The organism is Sphingomonas sp. Leaf343 (assembly GCF_001423765.1).
Taxonomy (GTDB): domain Bacteria; phylum Pseudomonadota; class Alphaproteobacteria; order Sphingomonadales; family Sphingomonadaceae; genus Sphingomonas.
This window is the reverse complement of sequence record NZ_LMPG01000005.1, coordinates 1-16,918: the sequence shown is the minus strand read 5'-3', so window position 1 is coordinate 16,918 and position 16,918 is coordinate 1. Positions and strand designations below refer to the sequence as shown.

General features: G+C 62.6%; 12 protein-coding genes. 10 read left to right on the top strand and 2 right to left on the bottom strand.

Annotation, left to right across the window (positions count from 1 at the left end; genetic code table 11):
• Positions 1-213: 213 nt before the first annotated feature.
• Complete coding sequence (locus ASG07_RS05115) at positions 214-3,069, bottom strand: TonB-dependent receptor (protein WP_168377309.1); 2,856 nt, start codon at positions 3,067-3,069, stop codon at positions 214-216.
• 224 nt (positions 3,070-3,293) lie between these two features.
• Between ASG07_RS05115 and ASG07_RS05110 the strand changes: the two genes are divergently transcribed.
• Positions 3,294-4,646: a glycoside hydrolase family 27 protein gene (locus ASG07_RS05110; protein WP_055843218.1), complete on the top strand. Its 1,353-nt coding sequence runs from the start codon at positions 3,294-3,296 to the stop codon at positions 4,644-4,646.
• Between the two features lie 90 nt (positions 4,647-4,736).
• Positions 4,737-5,480, top strand: coding sequence for a FadR/GntR family transcriptional regulator (locus ASG07_RS05105; protein WP_055843226.1), 744 nt, complete (start codon positions 4,737-4,739; stop codon positions 5,478-5,480).
• 156 nt (positions 5,481-5,636) lie between these two features.
• Here ASG07_RS05105 and ASG07_RS05100 read toward each other — a convergent pair whose 3' ends face one another.
• On the bottom strand, positions 5,637-6,917 hold the full coding sequence (locus ASG07_RS05100; RefSeq protein ID WP_055843216.1) for an MFS transporter: 1,281 nt from the start codon (positions 6,915-6,917) through the stop codon (positions 5,637-5,639).
• A gap of 115 nt (positions 6,918-7,032) precedes the next feature.
• Between ASG07_RS05100 and ASG07_RS16845 the strand changes: the two genes are divergently transcribed.
• The 8 genes from ASG07_RS16845 to ASG07_RS05065 all read left to right on the top strand — a co-directional run bounded on the left by ASG07_RS16845 (position 7,033) and on the right by ASG07_RS05065 (position 16,783).
• Positions 7,033-7,629 carry a TetR/AcrR family transcriptional regulator gene (locus ASG07_RS16845; protein ID WP_082474551.1) on the top strand — a complete coding sequence of 199 codons (597 nt, stop codon included), beginning with the start codon at positions 7,033-7,035 and terminating at the stop codon, positions 7,627-7,629.
• A gap of 261 nt (positions 7,630-7,890) precedes the next feature.
• Positions 7,891-8,457: a thermonuclease family protein gene (locus ASG07_RS17780; protein ID WP_236694564.1), complete on the top strand. Its 567-nt coding sequence runs from the start codon at positions 7,891-7,893 to the stop codon at positions 8,455-8,457.
• A 785-nt stretch (positions 8,458-9,242) separates the two neighbouring features.
• Positions 9,243-10,808, top strand: coding sequence for a serine hydrolase domain-containing protein (locus ASG07_RS05095; protein ID WP_082474549.1), 1,566 nt, complete (start codon positions 9,243-9,245; stop codon positions 10,806-10,808).
• A gap of 92 nt (positions 10,809-10,900) precedes the next feature.
• Complete coding sequence (locus ASG07_RS05090) at positions 10,901-12,130, top strand: S41 family peptidase (RefSeq protein ID WP_236694563.1); 1,230 nt, start codon at positions 10,901-10,903, stop codon at positions 12,128-12,130.
• A 17-nt stretch (positions 12,131-12,147) separates the two neighbouring features.
• The gene (locus ASG07_RS05085; protein ID WP_168377308.1) at positions 12,148-13,236 is read left to right on the top strand and encodes a DUF5694 domain-containing protein; all 1,089 of its coding nucleotides are present in this window, start codon (positions 12,148-12,150) and stop codon (positions 13,234-13,236) included.
• 77 nt (positions 13,237-13,313) lie between these two features.
• On the top strand, positions 13,314-14,762 hold the full coding sequence (locus ASG07_RS05080; protein ID WP_236694562.1) for a S41 family peptidase: 1,449 nt from the start codon (positions 13,314-13,316) through the stop codon (positions 14,760-14,762).
• Positions 14,763-14,880: 118 nt separating this feature from the next.
• Positions 14,881-15,981, top strand: coding sequence for a serine hydrolase domain-containing protein (locus tag ASG07_RS16830; RefSeq protein ID WP_082474547.1), 1,101 nt, complete (start codon positions 14,881-14,883; stop codon positions 15,979-15,981).
• Between the two features lie 169 nt (positions 15,982-16,150).
• The gene (locus ASG07_RS05065) at positions 16,151-16,783 is read left to right on the top strand and encodes a tyrosine-type recombinase/integrase (protein ID WP_055843208.1); all 633 of its coding nucleotides are present in this window, start codon (positions 16,151-16,153) and stop codon (positions 16,781-16,783) included.
• Positions 16,784-16,918: the final 135 nt, after the last annotated feature.

Below are 16,918 nucleotides of genomic sequence, written 5' to 3'. Positions count from 1 at the left end.
CGATGCTGCCAGGCGGGTTGTGCAACACCGCCCCGAGGGGCACCATACTAACCCCGGACTCCAGTTATGACTGGTAGAGCTTTGGGGAACACGTCACCACGATTGCATTCGTTCGATGATCGTATTCAGTCCTGCACCCATGCGTCCGTAGGAGGCTCATAGCTCAGTATGGATACCTCGCTGGATCACCAGCGAGGTATTATATGGATCAGCTTAGAAGCGTGCGCGCGCACCGAACAGATATCGAGCCCCGGTGTTTTGCAACAGGAGGAGACGCTCCTCCCGAACCGAGTAGTCACGAACATACTGGTTAGTGATGTTCACGCCTTGGACATAAACTTGGAAACGCTCGTCGATGTCATAGGCAATGCTCGCGTCAAACTGACCATAGGCCTCTCGGTTTTCAGGCCGTGATGCTGCGCCGAAGCAAGCTCGCTGAAACGATGAACGCCAGTTGTATGATCCGCGCGCCTGAATTCCGAACTTCTCGTAGAAGATGCTGCCATTCGCGGAGTGTGGCGAGAGACCATTATATCCACAATCGTTAGTGGAGGTGCCTTCACCACGTTCGACTTTGCTTGTGACATAGGTGTAGTTACCCGCAACGCCGAACCCCGAAAGAAAGCCGGGCAGCTTATCAAGCGTGTATTGTCCACCGATCTCGACGCCGGCGATGGAGCCTGATTGGCCGTTTCGCGTGCGCGTGTCAAAAAAGGTGAAGCCAGCGGTCTGCACGGGCAGTGTCTGGCTTTCGAGGAAGTTGGAAAAGTCCTTATAGAAGCCCGCGATGCTCACATAGCTCACATCGCTGAGGTAGTACTCGTAAGAAAGATCGTAGTTGATCGATTCGAATGGCTGGAGGTTCGGATTACCGCCACCAGAGGTCGCGTTTGTAATCCTACCGCCATAGCTGTTATCCGTGCCAAGTGACGTCAGCGTAGGCCTTGTGACTGTCTTGGACACCGCCCCCCGGAGGAACATATTCTGCGTCAGCTCATACTTGATATTCGCTGACGGTAGGATGTCGGTGTAGTCATTCTTAATCGTAATCGCCTGCGCCGGCCCGAAATTGAAGTTCAGGTTGTCGTCACCAGGATTGACGGTGATGCTGACGATGGGCTGCCCGAAGCCACGCGATGTAACGCGCGTGTTGACAAGCCGCGCACCTACGTTGCCGGACCAATTGTCGCCGCCAAAGTTTGCATTCAGGTAACCGGCAAACACTCGCTCTTCGACGTCGAGGCGCTGCCCCGGGCGATCACGAAGCCCGTACGGGCCCCCCGGCAGCGCCTGCACTCGCGCCGCCTCTGCGGCCTGTTCGGCAGCCGTCCTGCCCTGTCGCGGCGTCGCAAGGATCGACGGTTGTGAGATGTAGGAGAAAATGTCTGCAGGATTAAACGTGAAGAAGTTGCGCGGGATCAGATCGCGGCCGGACGCCTTGCTGAGATAGCCGTCCAGTTCGTAAGGCGTCACCAGATTTGCGGGGATGCTGACCTCATACCCGCAGTACGTGCAGACGCTGTCCGAGTTGTCAGCCAACGTTCGCGTCTTGCGTCGCTGATTGTACGCCCCGCCGGCCATGATCGATTTGAAGATGCCGGCCTCTGCCTTCCACTCGCCATCGACATGCGTCTCGACGCCCTGATCGCGAACGCTGATGAGCTGGTTTAGGGCATAGTGAGCTCGAAGAATGTTGGCGTCGGTTATCGGCCCGAGGTTGGATGCGGTCGGAATGTCATTCTCAGGGGTTAGATCGAAGCGGGGTGATGTCTGAGCCAATGTTCCGACCACAACAAACTGATGCGGTTGCTCACGAGTTGCTCGGGTCGCGGACACGTCGAACTTCAGCTTAAAGCGGTCCGTAACGTCCATCGCCAGATTGGTGCCGATCTGGAAATTCTCTGTCTTACGTTGATACGTGTAAACGATGTTATCGTTCTGCGAGAGGGTGACTCGCTGATCAGCAAGCGACGCCGCCGTCAGTGCCGGGTTAGCAGCCAGGAACTGCGACCCCGGCCTGTTGAAGCCGGTCACGGTGCCATTAGCGTCAGTGCTCAAATCAATGAAACGCGGCGTGAAGAAGAGGCCGAAGCGCCGGATGTCCTGCGACACGTCGAATTTCGAGTACAAGCCGTCGACCGTCAGGAGAATGTCGTCAGTCACTTGTGACTGGATGGCACCGGAGAGATTGATCCGTTTCCGCCGATTGGACTCGCGATTAAAGTTCAGATCACGTGGAGTGTGGATATCGCCGCTGGTGGTCAACGCCCCCGCGGTTAGGCCGCTTGCTGTCGCCGGGGCATTGATGAGGCCCTCTGGTCCGAGGATCCAGCCGCCGATGTTGACGAAGTCGTTCTGGCTCTTGCGGTCGGTGTAAGACCCGGACAGTACCACGCCGAACGTCTTGTCAGGGTTCGTCCATGACCCGACTGCGGAGAAGTCCGGGCTGACTTTCTTCGCTAATGTGTCGTAGATGCCGCCCGCCGCTGCGGAGAGGTGGAAGCCAGCTTTTCCATCTAGCGGCCGTGCGGTGACGACATTCACCGTGGCGCCGATGCCGCCTTCCTGCAACTGCGGCAAAGCCGACTTATAAACATCGGTGCGCTGGATCATGTTGGACGACAGCACGTCGAACGAAAACTCACGGCCGTCATTGTCGGTCGCCATGATGCGCCCATTGACCAGCACAGTGTTAAATTCCGGCCCCAGGCCACGAACCGTAATGAACTGCCCCTCGCCGCCCGACCGGTCGATCGCGACGCCGGTGATGCGCTGAAGAGACTCGGCTACGTTATTATCAGGGAACTTACCGGTGTCTTCTGCCGAGATGGAGTCAACGATGTTGTCGGCGTTACGCTTGGTAGCGACCGATGAACGGAGGCTGCTGCGGATGCCGGTTACGACGATGTCCTGATCGGATGCAACGTCCTCAGAGGGCCCTTGAGGCTCAGCAGGTGTATCGGCCTGAGGAGTGCCTGTCGCGCTTACTGAATTTGCGTTGGACTGACCAAAGGCCGGCGTCGCAACACAGGCGCACCACGCCATACCGCACAGCAAAACTGCCTTCATGAATCCACTCCCTGTTTCCGGCCGCTTGTAGACAGCAAGTCCGATGCGGCATTCGTACATGTAGGAGTACAAGTGGGCAACTAGTTTAGCATGACAAGCGTGTTTTCCCTTATCTCTCTAAAATCGCTGCATTTTATAGATTTGCGCCTCAGCTTGATGCTGAGTAGTTTGTCCGATCAACGACGTCGGTCAAAGCCGGGGCGTTCAGGCGAGAGGATATATCCATGACAGGAATCAACAGGCGGCAGGCGCTTGCCGGCGTCGCGCTTACCAGCACCGTTCTGGCGTCGAAGACTGTTCGAGCGGGCGTTCAGCAAAATGAGCAATCCGCGCTTTTGGCGGCCAAACCGCCAATGGGCTGGAACAGCTGGAACAGCTTTGCAACGACGATCACCGAGGCGCAGGCCCGCGAAACCGCCGCGATCATGCGCGATAAGCTGCTGCCGTTCGGCTACGACGTCTTCACCGTCGACATCCAGTGGTACGAGCCCAAAGCCTCCAGCTACGAATATAATGCAGAACCGGTGCCGGCGATGGATGGCTATGGTCGCCTGATACCCGCGCCTAACCGCTTTCCGTCGAGTGCAGACGGCTCCGGCTTCACCAAGCTGGCGGCCGACGTGCACGCGATGGGCATGAAGTTCGGCATCCACCTGATGCGCGGCATCCCGCGGCTGGCGGTGAAGCGCAACCTGCCCGTCCTCGGCACCAAATACCACGCCGCCGATATCGCCGACACGTCGAGCATCTGCTCGTGGAACCCGGACATGTACGGCGTCGACATGCGCAAGCCGGGCGCGCAGGCGTATTACGACAGCGTCTTCGCGCTCTACGCTTCATGGGGCGTCGACTTCGTGAAGATGGACGACATGAGCCGCCCGTATGACGCGCATGCGCCGGAGATCGAGGGCGCCCACATCGCGATCGTCAACAGCCGCCGGCCGATGATGCTCAGCCTGTCGCCGGGCGAGACGCCGGTGATCCGCGGCGGCCATGTGAGCGAGCATGCCCAGATGTGGCGCATCTCCGACGACTTCTGGGACGAGTGGTCGATGCTGGAGGCGCAATTTACACGACTGGAGAACTGGAACCCGTGGCGGCGCCCCGGCGCATGGCCGGACGCCGACATGCTGCCGCTGGGACTGCTCGCGCTCGGCAAGCGCGCCACCAAATTCACGCCTGACGAGCAGCGCACCTTGATGACCCTGTGGTCGATCGCGCGTTCGCCGCTCATCATGGGCGGCGACCTTCGCCACCTCGACGCGCCGACGCTCGCCTTGCTGACGAACCGCGAGGTGCTGGCGGTGAACCAGTCGTCCACCGACAACCAGCCGCATTTCGTCGAGGATGGCGCGCGCATCTGGTCGGCGCGCCCAGAGGGGTCACAGGACCGATACCTCGCGCTGTTCAACACCAGCGACAAACCGAAGGAAGTCGGGATCGACCTGCGCTGGCTCGGCCTGTCGCGAGCGGTATCGGTACGCGATCTTTGGGCCGGCACAGCTGTGGGCACAGCCTCCAGTCGCGTTGCCCGCACGCTTCCTCCCCACGGATCAGCTTTGCTGCGGCTGAGTTAAGACGAGATTGCACGACAGCCATAGGCCGCTACGTTGGCCGTCTGATTGATCTAATCCAACTAGAAGGCGCGAATGCCCGAGCAGGGAGTGATGACCGGTAGTGACAACGCTGACCCAATCACCTCCCCTACCGGGAGGAGATTGCGCGGCGCTGTCGTTCAAACTTTAGGTCGTGCAGTGCTGTCTGGAGAATATCCGCCCGGTGACGTCCTTCCGGGAGAGATTGTTTTTGCTGAATCTCTGGGCGTGTCACGCGGTGCCTATAGAGAGGCAGTGCAGGTCCTGATTGCGAAGGGCCTCGTCGAGAGTCGGCCCAAGTCCGGCACACGTGTACTGCCCCGCTCCCGGTGGAACATGCTTGATCCTGACGTCCTGGCTTGGGCGTTCGCGGGTACTCCAGACATGCGGTTGCTAAGAAGCCTGTTTGAACTACGCTCTGTCATCGAGCCTTTCGCCGCACGTCTAGCCGCAGAGCGGCGAGACCGGAACGACCTACGTGTGATGGAGGCCGCTTTAGCCGTCATGCACCGCGAGACTTTAGCTACCGAAGCTGGTCAGGAAGCTGATAGGAAGTTCCATGAAGCAATCTTAGCGGCGTCACAAAACGACGCGATGGTCGCCTTGAGCTCGAGTATCGCTGCAGGGGTCGAGTGGACCACCCGCTTCAAACAGCGTGATCGCGCCTTGCTCAGAGACCCCCTGCCCGACCACCAGAACGTCTTCGATGCCATCGCTGCCGGCAATCCGGATGGAGCAGCTGACTCCATGGCTTTGCTCGTGAAGCTCGCACTGGACGACACATGGTTTGGGATGGGCGCTATGGTGAATCGCTAAGACCCACAAGTGGACATTCAGCCCGCCCTTCCCGCTCCCCAACTTCGGACGCTCGTTCATCGTCGCGAACGACCAGCTTGCCACCCTGGACATCCACTAACGAACGTCGTGATCTGCTGGGAAGCGGCCGCTCCGCTATTAGGAAAGCAGATGGCGTTAGCGGACGTCGTCAGGCGCTGCGGCCTTTCTCAAAAAAGGATGGGATGTTGAGCTTATCGTCGGGTCTGTGATCAACGGTGTTCGATGACCGGGTGGGAAGGCGAAGCGGCGTGCGGCCAGTGCGATGAGGAAGGCGGCCACGGCCAGCGCGGCGACAGCGGGCGGCAGCAGCGTGGTCCCTCCCGTCGTGAGGAGCACCCCGCCAAGCGACCCACCGGCCGCAATCGCCAGGTTCCAGGCCGTTGTCACCATCGCCTGCGCCAGATCAACGCCATCACCGGCTGCGTCCGCCGACGCCGTCTGCATCATCGCCCCGGCACCACCGAAGCCAAGACCCCAGACAACGGCTGCTGCATAGATGGCAAGGCCCTGGCCGCCGGTGAGCGACAGGAAAACAGCGACGGCGGCAAAGGATCCGATCGCGAGCAATACCAGCATGCGCAGCATCCGATCGACTAGTCGCCCGACGATCCAGATGCCGACGAGCGAGCTGATGCCGAACGCCAGCAGGACGAGATCGACCCGCACGGACGCAGCGGTCGCGAACGGCGCGATGTAGGTGTAGAGGATGTTGTGGCCCGTCATCCAGGCAAGGATGACGAGCAGGATCGGTATGATACCCGGTGCCGCGACGACGCGGCGCAGGGAAGGACGATCGTCACCCGTCCGCCCGGGGGCATCGGGCACCTTGAAGATAATCCAGCCGATCAGCACGACACTCAGTGCCGAGAGGATCAGGAACGATCCGCGCCACCCAACCAAACCGCCCAGGAAGGTGCCTATGGGAACACCCAGTGACAGCGCCAGCGGCACGCCGACCATGGCGAGGGCCATTGCCGGGCCGGTCTGATCGGCACGCACGATGCTGCGCGCGTAACCCGCAAGGATTCCCCAGGCGAGACCCGCCGCGCACCCGGCGACGAACCGCGCGACCAGCACGACCGTGATCGATCCGGCCCAAGCGGTCAGCGTGTTGCCCACAACGAAGCAGATGATGGTGGCAAGCAGTACCGGTCGTCTGCGAAGGCCCTGGGTCAGGCTCGTGAGCGGGATCGCTGCGAGCAAGGACCCAAGCGCATAGACGGCAACGAGTTGTCCCGCGATCGCCTCGGAGATTCGCAGGCCGGATGCGATCTGCGGGAGTAGGCCAGCGGGCAGCGTCTCGGTAACGATGCACAGGAAGCCACTGGCGGCGAGGCCGGCAAGGGCCGCGATCGGGAGTTTGGAGCGTGGAGCTACGCTCGCTTCAACGCGGCGTCTGTTGGAGGATGGAGGCATAACTGTCCTTGTGCATCGTTGATACCACCTCTGCGCCGTGACGAACCTGAGGCATGGTCATTTCTATGAATGGTCGCTATACAAATATGACTGACACAGGCAAGCGGGTTGTGTAATGACCATTAACGAAAATAAGCGGCCACGGGGGCGGCCCCGGGGATTCGCGCTTGAAGCTGCGGTCGAAGCCGGGCAGCACCTGTTTCACGAGCATGGATATGAAAACGTCAGCGTGGCGGCGCTGACCGAGGCGATCGGGATTACTCCGCCGAGCTTCTATGCAGCGTTCGGCAGCAAGGCCGCATTCTTCAAAGAGAGCCTAAGGCTCTACTCGGCCACCGTGGTGCCGCTGGACCGCTTCCTGATGCCGGGTGCAGCGCCGATGGCGGCGCTTGGCGACATGCTGCGAGCTGCGGCGCACGCTTATACCACTAGTCCGCAGCGGCGTGGTTGCCTGATCCTTGAACACGCAAAAGCGGGCACAACGGATTGGGGCATCGCAGCCAAACAAATTGCGGGAGAAAATCGCAGCAGGGTGGCGGAATTTCTGGACGATGCGGGAATTAAAGCTCCCGGACGTGTCGCAGATTACGTTGCTACGACAATGCTCGGCCTATCGGCTGCAGCGCGAGAGGGATGGGACGAACCAAGACTGCTTGCCGTCGCCAACGCGGCAGCCGAGGCTCTACTTTGTCGCTCAGCCCTTGAGGAGTGAACAGGTTTCTGCTTGGGCCGGCTTTCCCAACTGGGGACCTGTTGACCCATCTTCAGACATTAAGCCGCGCGTCGGCTCCCCCCGAAATCAGACGTCCATTCACGTGGACAATGACCCGGCCGGGCGCCGCCGAATAGCACGCGACACCGACCTTTTTCCTGCCGCCCGGGACGAACCATCCAATGCCTCCTGACGCAGTTACCTGGCTTGGCCGGCGGATTGATACATCTCGTTAAGGCCGACATGCGAAATTAGGCCCCTATGTTGCTCCTTGCGCTCGCCTGCACCCTGATCGCCGTTGACGGCGATACCTTACGCTGTGGTGAGGAACGCATTCGCCTAATCGGCATCGATGCGCCCGAACTGCCCGGCCACTGCCAAAAAGAGCGGAGTTGCGCTCCCGGAGACCCGATAGCGTCAAAGGAGGCTCTGGCGGCTGCATCCCGTGGAACGGCGGAAATCGACCGCCAAGGTTACGATCACTACGATCGCACACTGGCTCGGGTGCGGGTCAACGGCGTGGATTTGTCCTGCGCACAGCTTGCTCGCGGGCATGCAATTTACCGTTCTGACTGGGACCTGCTCGGCGAGATCGGGTTTGGGTGTGGCGCCACCAAGCAACTGACAAGTGGTCCTGCTTCACCCCGTCGGACGAGTTCCCGCGCCGCTCGCCCGGCGCCACCAACAACCGGGGCAGGCTGGAGCTATCGCAACTGTGGCGAGGCTCGCCGAGCTGGCGCCACTCCGTTGCGGCGCGGGCAACCAGGCTATGGCCCTCACATGGACGGTGATGGCGACGGCGTCGCATGCGAGCCGTTCAGGCGGTAGCTGATCAGATCGTTACTGCGCGGGCTAGACCGCAAGCAGCCTCTAACTAAAAAGTTCCAACGGTCAGCAACGACCCAATCCCGGCCATTCGCGCGCCCTTTCCTGATTCCCAACTTCAGACACTCATTCATCTCTGCGTTGACCGCTATCTAGGTCTGATTTTCCGGCATGGACGTCGTGAAGGGGAAGGTCAGCGGACGGTCCGCTTTTGCCGGTGACGGTTGCGGCTTTAGAGGCAGACTGGCACAACGGGCTGGCGCAGAGCCGTCAATAACCCCGCACCCCGCGGTCGATACTGGTACACAATCATAGGCGTAGCGTAGCCTGCCCTGCGGCATCGAAGATATTTCCATCAAACGTTCTGGTGGAACAATGCTTCAGGGCGCGGTTGGCGGCGTCTGGGCCTTCGCCGCGACGGCTGAGGCGAAGACATATGCCCCCCCGCCTTTCCCAACGACACATAGATGGCGTTGGCGACCACTTGCAGCGCGGTCGTGACCGTACAGGCTCGGCCGTCGCAGTAACGATTGAGGAGGAGGCTCCTTCCTGCGCCCATCACTGTTGCGCTATGGCCCGGCTGGCGCGGCGGCTTGGAACCCACCTGCCCCATCCGCAAGCTGACGTCTTTGATGTGCTGCCGCGCGAGCGGCGACGGCGATGCCCGGCCTACCCATACCGCAAGTTCCCGACAGGCGAGCGACGCGGAAGATTCACGGCACCCATGCCCACTTGACCCGATGACTACAACTGTGGTCGATAGCCTGATCTTGTGAGGGGTACCGGTGATGGGCAATCGATCGAACATGTGCTGGGTTGCGCTACTAGCCTGCGCGGGCATCGCAGCGGCAGCATCGGCGACCCCCGCTCCGACGGTAAACGCTGCCGTGAAAGGGGCGACCGACGCCCTAGCAGCGCGGGTCGATGCGGGCCTGCCGTCAGCGCAAAGAAATGCCGTTGAAGCATTGGTCACCGGCGAAATGAAGCGACGCCGCATCCCAGGCCTTCAGATCGCGATCGTGCGCCGGGGACGGATCGTCTTCGATGGCGCCTATGGCACAGCCGATGAAGAAACGAGTGCTCCGGTGACACGGGACAGTCTGTTCACGCTGAACTCGTCGACCAAGTCCTTCACGGGGGTCGCCATCATGCAATTGGTGCAAGCCGGCAAACTGTCGCTGGACGCACCGGCGTCGGCGTACGTCGACGACTGGCCTTCCCAATGGGGTATGGTGTCCGTTCGTCAGCTGCTGACCCATGTGTCCGGTCTGCCGGATGTTCTGGAACAGCCCAAGGGCCAGGGCACCGGCAACCTGATCGGCAACGGTGATGAAACCTCTGCTTGGGCGACGGTCAAGACAAGGCTGGTTGAGGCCGCGCCGGGTGCCCGTTTCCGCTACAACCAGACCAATTATGTGCTGCTCGGCAAGATCATCGACAAGCTCTCGGGCACGCCGTTTACGCAGTACATGAAAACGCGTGAGTTCGATCCGGTCGGCGCATCCCGGTTCGCGTTTGGCGAAACCCGAGACGTGATCCCCGGACGTGTCAGGATCTACCGCTACGCCAACGGCGCGATCGACGGGTCGACGAAGGATGTCCCGCTCGAACATGCTTTCGATGAGTTCGCACCCTTTATGCGCACTGCCGGTGGCCTGAACGGTTCAGCGGTTGATGTCGCACGATGGCTGATCGGGTTGCAGGACGGTACGTTGCTGAATCGTGCCGCCCTTACCGCGATGTGGACGCCCGACCGGTATGCCGATGGCAAGCCGACGCAGTGGGGTATGGGCTGGCCGCTCCGCCCCGACCTTCGCCATCCGGTTGCAACGGGCATCGGCGGGCGCCGATCGGCGTTCTTCGTCTATCCCAAAGATGATCTCGCGATCGTCGTCCTGACCAACCTTGCCGGCGCAAATCCCGAGGAGTTCATCGGTGAGATCGCCGGCGTCTTTTATCCCGAGCTGCGCCTGGTGAATGGCGGCGGCTTGTCTCCGGCGGCCGATCGGCTTCGCCTCGCGCTGGCTGCCGCGCCCGATAGCGCACCCGAGACGCTCTATGCCAAGCTTCGCCGCTCAGACGCCAGCTTCGTTGCAAGCGAAGCCGAACTGAACGACTGGGGCGGTCGCCTGCTCGGCGCAGGGATGCAGGACGACGCGCTGCGGGTCTTCCTGCTCAACACCCGCCTGCATCCGACCAGCGCGAACACGTGGGACAGTTTGGGGGAAGCGTATGAAGCACGCCGGGAGCCGGCCGACGCCATTACCGCCTATCGTCGGTCGCTGAGCATAGACGGCGGCAACGACCATGCGATAGCCCATCTCAAGATGCTCGTCGCGAGCATGGCGAAATGAACGCCCCTCCATCCGCATCGACCCGAACCGCTTCGCATTACGCCTCTCGAAAGCCCATCGCCATGCAGTATCTTTCGACCCGTCGATCTCTGATGGCGGCCGGCGTCGGCCTAGTGGGTGTCGCGGGAATGCCTTGCGCATCGATTTGGGCGCAGGAGCCACCGCACGACGTCACATTTGCCGAGGATTTCGACGAACTCTGGCGGACGCTGGGGGAGCGCTATTGCTTCTTCGGAGAGAAGACGACGGACTGGAACGCGGTGCGCCGACGATATCGACCGACCGCAGTTGCAGCGCAATCCCGCGACGCCTTCGCGGCGGTGGTCGCCGCAGTTCTGGGAGAGTTGTACGACGCCCATACGCATATGAGCGACCCGCCCGCGGACGCGGTTCGCGGACCCTATTTCGACTTGTGGGTAGAACCGTTGCCGGACGGCACGGCAATCATCACCAGTGTGCGGGCGAGTTCGGCCGCTGCCGACGCCGGTGTCCGCGTCGGCGACGCGGTGGTGGCGATCGACGCGCGCCCGCTCGGCACGATCGTCAAAAGCGCCATGCCTCGCTGCCTGTCACGGCCCGATCCCGCCGCGCATGCCTATGCCTGCAATGTCGCCGTCTCGGGCCACCGCGGCCAGCCGCGCACGCTGTCGTTACGATCACCAGACGGACGGCGTCGAGAGGTGCTTGTGCCGGTCAAGACACCGGTGAAACAGCCGAACGTCGAAAGCCGGCTGCTCGCGGGTAACATCGGATCGATCGTCATCCGCAGCTTCGCCGACGATGCGGTCGTTGCCGCAGTCGATGCTGCGCTGCTCCGCTTCAGGGATACCACAGGTCTCATCATCGACGTGCGGGAAAACGGAGGCGGCGATACAGCGGTGGCGCGGCCGATCATGGGGCGCTTCATCACCGAACCCAAGGCTTATGCACGCATGCGACGCCGCTCTGGCGCCGGGCTTGGTGCACCATGGATCGAAACGGTCGAACCGCGCGGTCCGTTCACCTACCGCCAGCCGGTCGCGGTGCTGACCACCCGCTGGAGCGCGAGCATGGCGGAAGGGTTTCCGATGGGTATGCGCGGGATTGGTCGTGCCGTGATCGTGGGTACGCCGATGATGCGGGTCGGCGCGGCGGTGTTCCCGCTGCGGCTCGACCGGACGGGAGTGGAACTGCAATATTCCGCCGAGCCGGTGTACGACGTGCAGGATCGGCCGCGCTGGTTGCTGGAGCCCGACGTTTCAGTCGAAGGCGGGGCCGATATCCTAGCCGCCGCTCTCGCCGAACTGAACCGGCGCTCAGCCCGACCCGGCAACTCCGCATGACGAGGCGTGGGGGATGGATGACTTGCCTCGCCATGGCGCTGACGCTCACCCCGCCGGTGTCCGCCCGGCAGGCGTTCGATCCGGCGCGCGCCAGAGCGCATCTGATTGCGCCGGCGACGCAGGTCATGGTGTTCGCCGTGTCCCATCTCGACAATGCACCCAAGGCGTTCGATCCAGCGTGGCTGGAACCTGTGATGTGTCGCCTGCGTGCCTATGCGCCCGACGTGATCCTGACCGAGGCGATGTCGGGCGAGCAGCTCGCCGCGATCGACGCCTATAAGGCGGTGCGCGGGGATGCGGGCAAATGGGCCGGGCCGACGCTGTCGATCGCCAGGGACGCGCAGGCGACGCTGGGGATCACCGGTGCGCATGCGATGGCGCAGGCGAACGCGCTGATCGCGCGACCAAGCCCGACCGCGGCAGATCGCCGCCGCCTTGCCGCCCTGCTCCTGGCGGCGGGTGAACCCTTCTCCGCCGCGACGCAATGGCTGCAACTCGACCCTACCGAGCGGATCGCCGGCGACGGTGTCAGCGAGACGATGAAAACGAGGATCGAACGCTTCGGCGTCGGGCGCGGCGAGATCGTGTCGATGGCCGTCGCCCTTGCCGTGCGGCTGGGGCGGCCGCGCGTGTATGGGGCTGGCGATCACCTCGCCGATGTCGCGCTGCCGGACAATGCGGCGTTCAGCGCGGCGGTGAAGGCATCGCCCGACATCATCGCGCAACTCGACAAGGCGACGCCTTCCCTCGCCCCATTCGGCAGCAAGGCGCTGGCGCTCGACGCGCCAGACCGAATCCTGCCGGTATTCCGCACGCTCAATTCGCCGGCATTCGCTGCGGCGGACGCACAGGCGCAATGGCTGTCACTCCAGCAAAGCTCAAAGCTGGCCGCCCTTGGCCGCCAGCGCGTGGCTGCGTGGGAGGCGCAGAACCTGCACATGGCCACGACGGTGCGAGAGGTCACCGCGGCGATCCCCGGCGGCAAGGCGCTGCTGATCGTCGGTGCCGCGCACAAGGCCTTCATCGAAGCGTATCTGCAAATGATGACCGACATCACGATCGTGTCGGTGCCGGCGATACTGAATGCGCGGCCGACAGGATGCTGATCCGCCAGCGAGCGAGATATCGTGAATAGCGCCCGGCGACATTCGCCTTATGGGTTTAACGGACAGGGGATTTGGTGATGCACCGATATGCGATGCTCGTGGCGGCTGCCTCCGTCATGCTGGTCGGCGCGGCCGATGCTCCGCGCGATTGGGCGGCGACGCTGCGTGCCGACGCCCAGGCGTATCACGATCAGATTGCCGCCAATCATCCGGGGCCGGTCAATCGGCTCGACCCGGAGTTTATCGAACGCAACGATGCCGGACTGGCGCTGGCTCTGCGGCGCGCCTCCTCGACGCGGGGCTATCCTGGTTATCTCTGGGCGATGCGCGGCTATGTCGCCAGCTTCAACGACGGGCATGTCGCACTGGACGTGACGCAGCCGGTCGCGCTGCCCATCCAATGGCCCGGATTTCTGACCGGCTTCGACGGTGCAGGCCGACAGGTGGTGATGACGCGCGCGGACGACGCTACGCTGCCGCTCGGCGCGCGGCTGGATAGCTGCGACGGGATCGCCGCCGCACCGCTGGCGGCACGCAACGTCGGCGCTTTTCGCGGGCGATGGGACCTGCTCAGCCAGCGCGCGACCAATGGCGGTCGGCTGTTCCTCGACGCGGGCAACCCGTACATCGCCCGGCCCGCGCGCTGTCGTTTTACCGTCGATGGCAAGCCGCGCGAGGTGCAACTGGCATGGCGCGACCTGCCCGATACGGACTTCGATGCGCGCTTCGCCGCCACGGCACCGCGCGCGCACCCGGACTTCGGAGCGCGGACGCTGGCCGACGGCACCCGCTGGTATGCACTGCCCGGCTTCAATGGCGACCCCTCCAGCGCCGACGCCAAGGCCCTGCCGCCGATCATCGCCGCGATGCGCGCGAACATCGGTGCCGTCTCCGCGGCCCCGCGCATCGTGCTCGACCTGCGCGGCAACGGCGGGGGGTCGTCCGATTGGGCGCAGCAGATCGCCGCGATCCTGTGGGGACGCGCCGCGATCAATACCTTGCCCTCCAATTCGCAAGGCGTCGACTGGCGGGCGTCGGTCGGTAACATCGCGACACTCGAGGGCTATCGCGCCGCGTGGCGCGATGCACCTGACGTGTCGCAGGAATCGAAGCTTTGGGCCGACCGGGTCGCGGCAGGCATGACCGCGGCCCGCGCCCGCGGCGAAGCCCTGTGGCGCGAGGTCGATACGGACGACGCGTCCGCTGCGGCGAAGCAGACTGCTCCAAAGCTGAAAGGCAGTGTCTTCGTACTGACGGATTGGGGCTGCGGGTCCGCATGCCTCGATGCCGTCGATCTCTGGACAAGCCTCGGCGGAATCCATGTCGGCCAGGAAACGAGTGCGGACTCGCTTTACATGGACGTGCGTCAGGTGGCGCTGCCCAGCGGCTTCGCACGTGCCGTCATCCCGATGAAGGTCTATCGCGGTCGCCAGCGCGGGTCCAACGTCCCGGCCAAGCCGATCCGGCCCTACGCCGGCGACATGCGTGATACGGCAGCGCTGGAACGTTGGATCGCGCAACTTTGACGATCATCGGGGCGCCGTCCGCAACCGTTCTCACTCAGCGCCCTTAACCTTCCCCGTCGGCATCGCCCTGCCCTGCCGCATTTTCGAGGATAGCCCAATCACACCTTCTCGCAGAACGATGCTTCAGGGTGCAATCGGCGGAGCCTGGACTTTCGCCGCGGCCGCCGACGCACGAACGACAGTTCCTCGCCCGTTCCCGATCGAGGCATGGATAGCACTGGCATCCGTCCCCGGCGCAAGCTGGGCGATGCTCGGCGGAAACAGCCTGACCACGGGCGTTGCGGGGTACGCCAAAGCCGGCGCAACACGGGCTACGCCGGAAACCTTGTTTGAAGCCGCCTCCCTATCCAAGCCAGTGCTGGCGGCCGCGATCCACGATCTTGCACGGGAGCGGTTGATCGATCTCGACGAGCCGATCGCCCGCCATGTGGACTTCACCAGCGATCCGACCACGCGCCTGATCACACCGCGCCATCTGCTCTCCCATTCCAGCGGCTTGCCCAATTGGCGAACCGAGGCTGGCAGCGAACTCTTCAGCCGCTTCAAACCCGGTTCCGCGTTCCGCTATTCTGGGGAGGGCTATGTTCTGCTCGGTCGTCTTGCGGAAGCCGTTACTAGGCACACGGCGGCAGAGACGGTGCGATCACGCGTGCTGATCCCTGCGGGCATGACCCGCAGCACCTATGGCTGGCCGGTGACTGACCGCCCGGCGGTGGCTTGGCCTCACGACGCTGGTGGCGATGTGATGACCGACAAGGGACCCGAAGCGTTTCGACTGGTGCAGAAGGCCGGGCCGTCAAGCTTGGTAGAATCCTGGACGCAAGTCGATCGCATGGAAACGGCAAAGCGCCAGGGCAGGCCTGCGCTACCGGTCTTCATGACGCCCAACATGGCGGCGGGGCTTTGGACGACGGCAGGCGATTACGCGCGGTTCCTCCGTTACGCTCAACGCTTCCCTGCCATGAACACGCCTACGATCGGGGTAGAAGGCCGCCTCACATGGGGGCTCGGTTGGGGACTGGAAATGGCGGCAACCGGCAGGTTTGCATGGCACTGGGGAGCCAACGATGGTGTGGCCAACCTGTTCGTGCTCGATCTAGATACCGGTGTCGCCTTGGTCGTGCTGACGAATGGATCGGGAGGACAGCGGGTTTACGAAAGGGCCGCCCGCGTTCACTTCAGGCGCGAGTTCGACGCATTCACTTGGCTTCAGCCGTGATGCACGGACGGTTCCGAGAAATCAGAAGGACCCTCACGACGCACTCTGCCCTTCTGATTTCCCGCTGTTCGTTCAAGCATCCTGCCGGCTAGTCAGCCTTGTTTCTTCACGGCTGATTTACCTCCCTGGCCTATTCCTGGCTGGTAGAGTTGGTTGATGGAGATGAGTGATGGGTCACTCGTCGATGGACCCTGCCTTTCAGGAACTCCGGCCTTGGAACGAAGGCCGATTGGTCGGAGCCAAGCGGGCTCTGAAGCAGCAGCAGGTCTGGGCCATCCGCTTCTGGCTGGATCAACACAGACGTCTTCGTGACCGGGCGCTCTTTGACTTTGCTATCGATAGTAAGCTGCGCGGCTGTGACGTGGTCAAAGTGCGGATTGGCGATGTGGTCTCGGGCGGGCGTGTGCGCGATCGCGCTGTCGTCGTTCAGCAGAAAACGAGACGACCTGTCCAGTTCGAGCTGATGGACACGGCCCGCAAGACGATGCGTGCGTGGTTGGAACGCCGAGGCGGTACCCTGAACGACTTCGTCTTCCCGAGCCGCAACGACTACATGGCTCATATGAGTACGCGACAATACGCGCGTCTCGTGCATGAGTGGGTCGTCGGCATAGGTCTTCCTCCCCAGGATTATGGAACGCATTCGCTCCGACGGACGAAGGCTTCGATCATCTACAAGGCGACGGGGAATCTCCGCGCCGTTCAAATCCTCCTCGGCCATGCCAAAATAGACAGCACGGTGCGCTACCTTGGCGTGGACGTGGAGGATGCGTTGGAGTTGGCAGAACGGACCGAAGTCTGAGCAGACCCAAAATCCGCCATTCAGTGCAGTCGTAGCGCTTACTCGCAAGCGGTCGCTCGTTCATGTTCAATGACCCTTTTCTGAACAGGCAGACTTTCCCGGCCCCACCGCCTGCCGGCGCGGGCCTATGGGCCG

What these genes read in the sequence shown, in the direction of transcription:
- ASG07_RS05115 (WP_168377309.1), bottom strand. Translation starts at nt 3,069, where the DNA reads ATGAAGGCAGTTTTGCTGTGCGGTATGGCGTGGTGCGCCTGTGTTGCG.
- ASG07_RS05110 (WP_055843218.1), top strand. Translation starts at nt 3,294, where the DNA reads ATGACAGGAATCAACAGGCGGCAGGCGCTTGCCGGCGTCGCGCTTACC.
- ASG07_RS05105 (WP_055843226.1), top strand. Translation starts at nt 4,737, where the DNA reads ATGACCGGTAGTGACAACGCTGACCCAATCACCTCCCCTACCGGGAGG.
- ASG07_RS05100 (WP_055843216.1), bottom strand. Translation starts at nt 6,917, where the DNA reads ATGCCTCCATCCTCCAACAGACGCCGCGTTGAAGCGAGCGTAGCTCCA.
- ASG07_RS16845 (WP_082474551.1), top strand. Translation starts at nt 7,033, where the DNA reads ATGACCATTAACGAAAATAAGCGGCCACGGGGGCGGCCCCGGGGATTC.
- ASG07_RS17780 (WP_236694564.1), top strand. Translation starts at nt 7,891, where the DNA reads ATGTTGCTCCTTGCGCTCGCCTGCACCCTGATCGCCGTTGACGGCGAT.
- ASG07_RS05095 (WP_082474549.1), top strand. Translation starts at nt 9,243, where the DNA reads ATGGGCAATCGATCGAACATGTGCTGGGTTGCGCTACTAGCCTGCGCG.
- ASG07_RS05090 (WP_236694563.1), top strand. Translation starts at nt 10,901, where the DNA reads ATGGCGGCCGGCGTCGGCCTAGTGGGTGTCGCGGGAATGCCTTGCGCA.
- ASG07_RS05085 (WP_168377308.1), top strand. Translation starts at nt 12,148, where the DNA reads ATGACTTGCCTCGCCATGGCGCTGACGCTCACCCCGCCGGTGTCCGCC.
- ASG07_RS05080 (WP_236694562.1), top strand. Translation starts at nt 13,314, where the DNA reads ATGCACCGATATGCGATGCTCGTGGCGGCTGCCTCCGTCATGCTGGTC.
- ASG07_RS16830 (WP_082474547.1), top strand. Translation starts at nt 14,881, where the DNA reads ATGCTTCAGGGTGCAATCGGCGGAGCCTGGACTTTCGCCGCGGCCGCC.
- ASG07_RS05065 (WP_055843208.1), top strand. Translation starts at nt 16,151, where the DNA reads ATGGGTCACTCGTCGATGGACCCTGCCTTTCAGGAACTCCGGCCTTGG.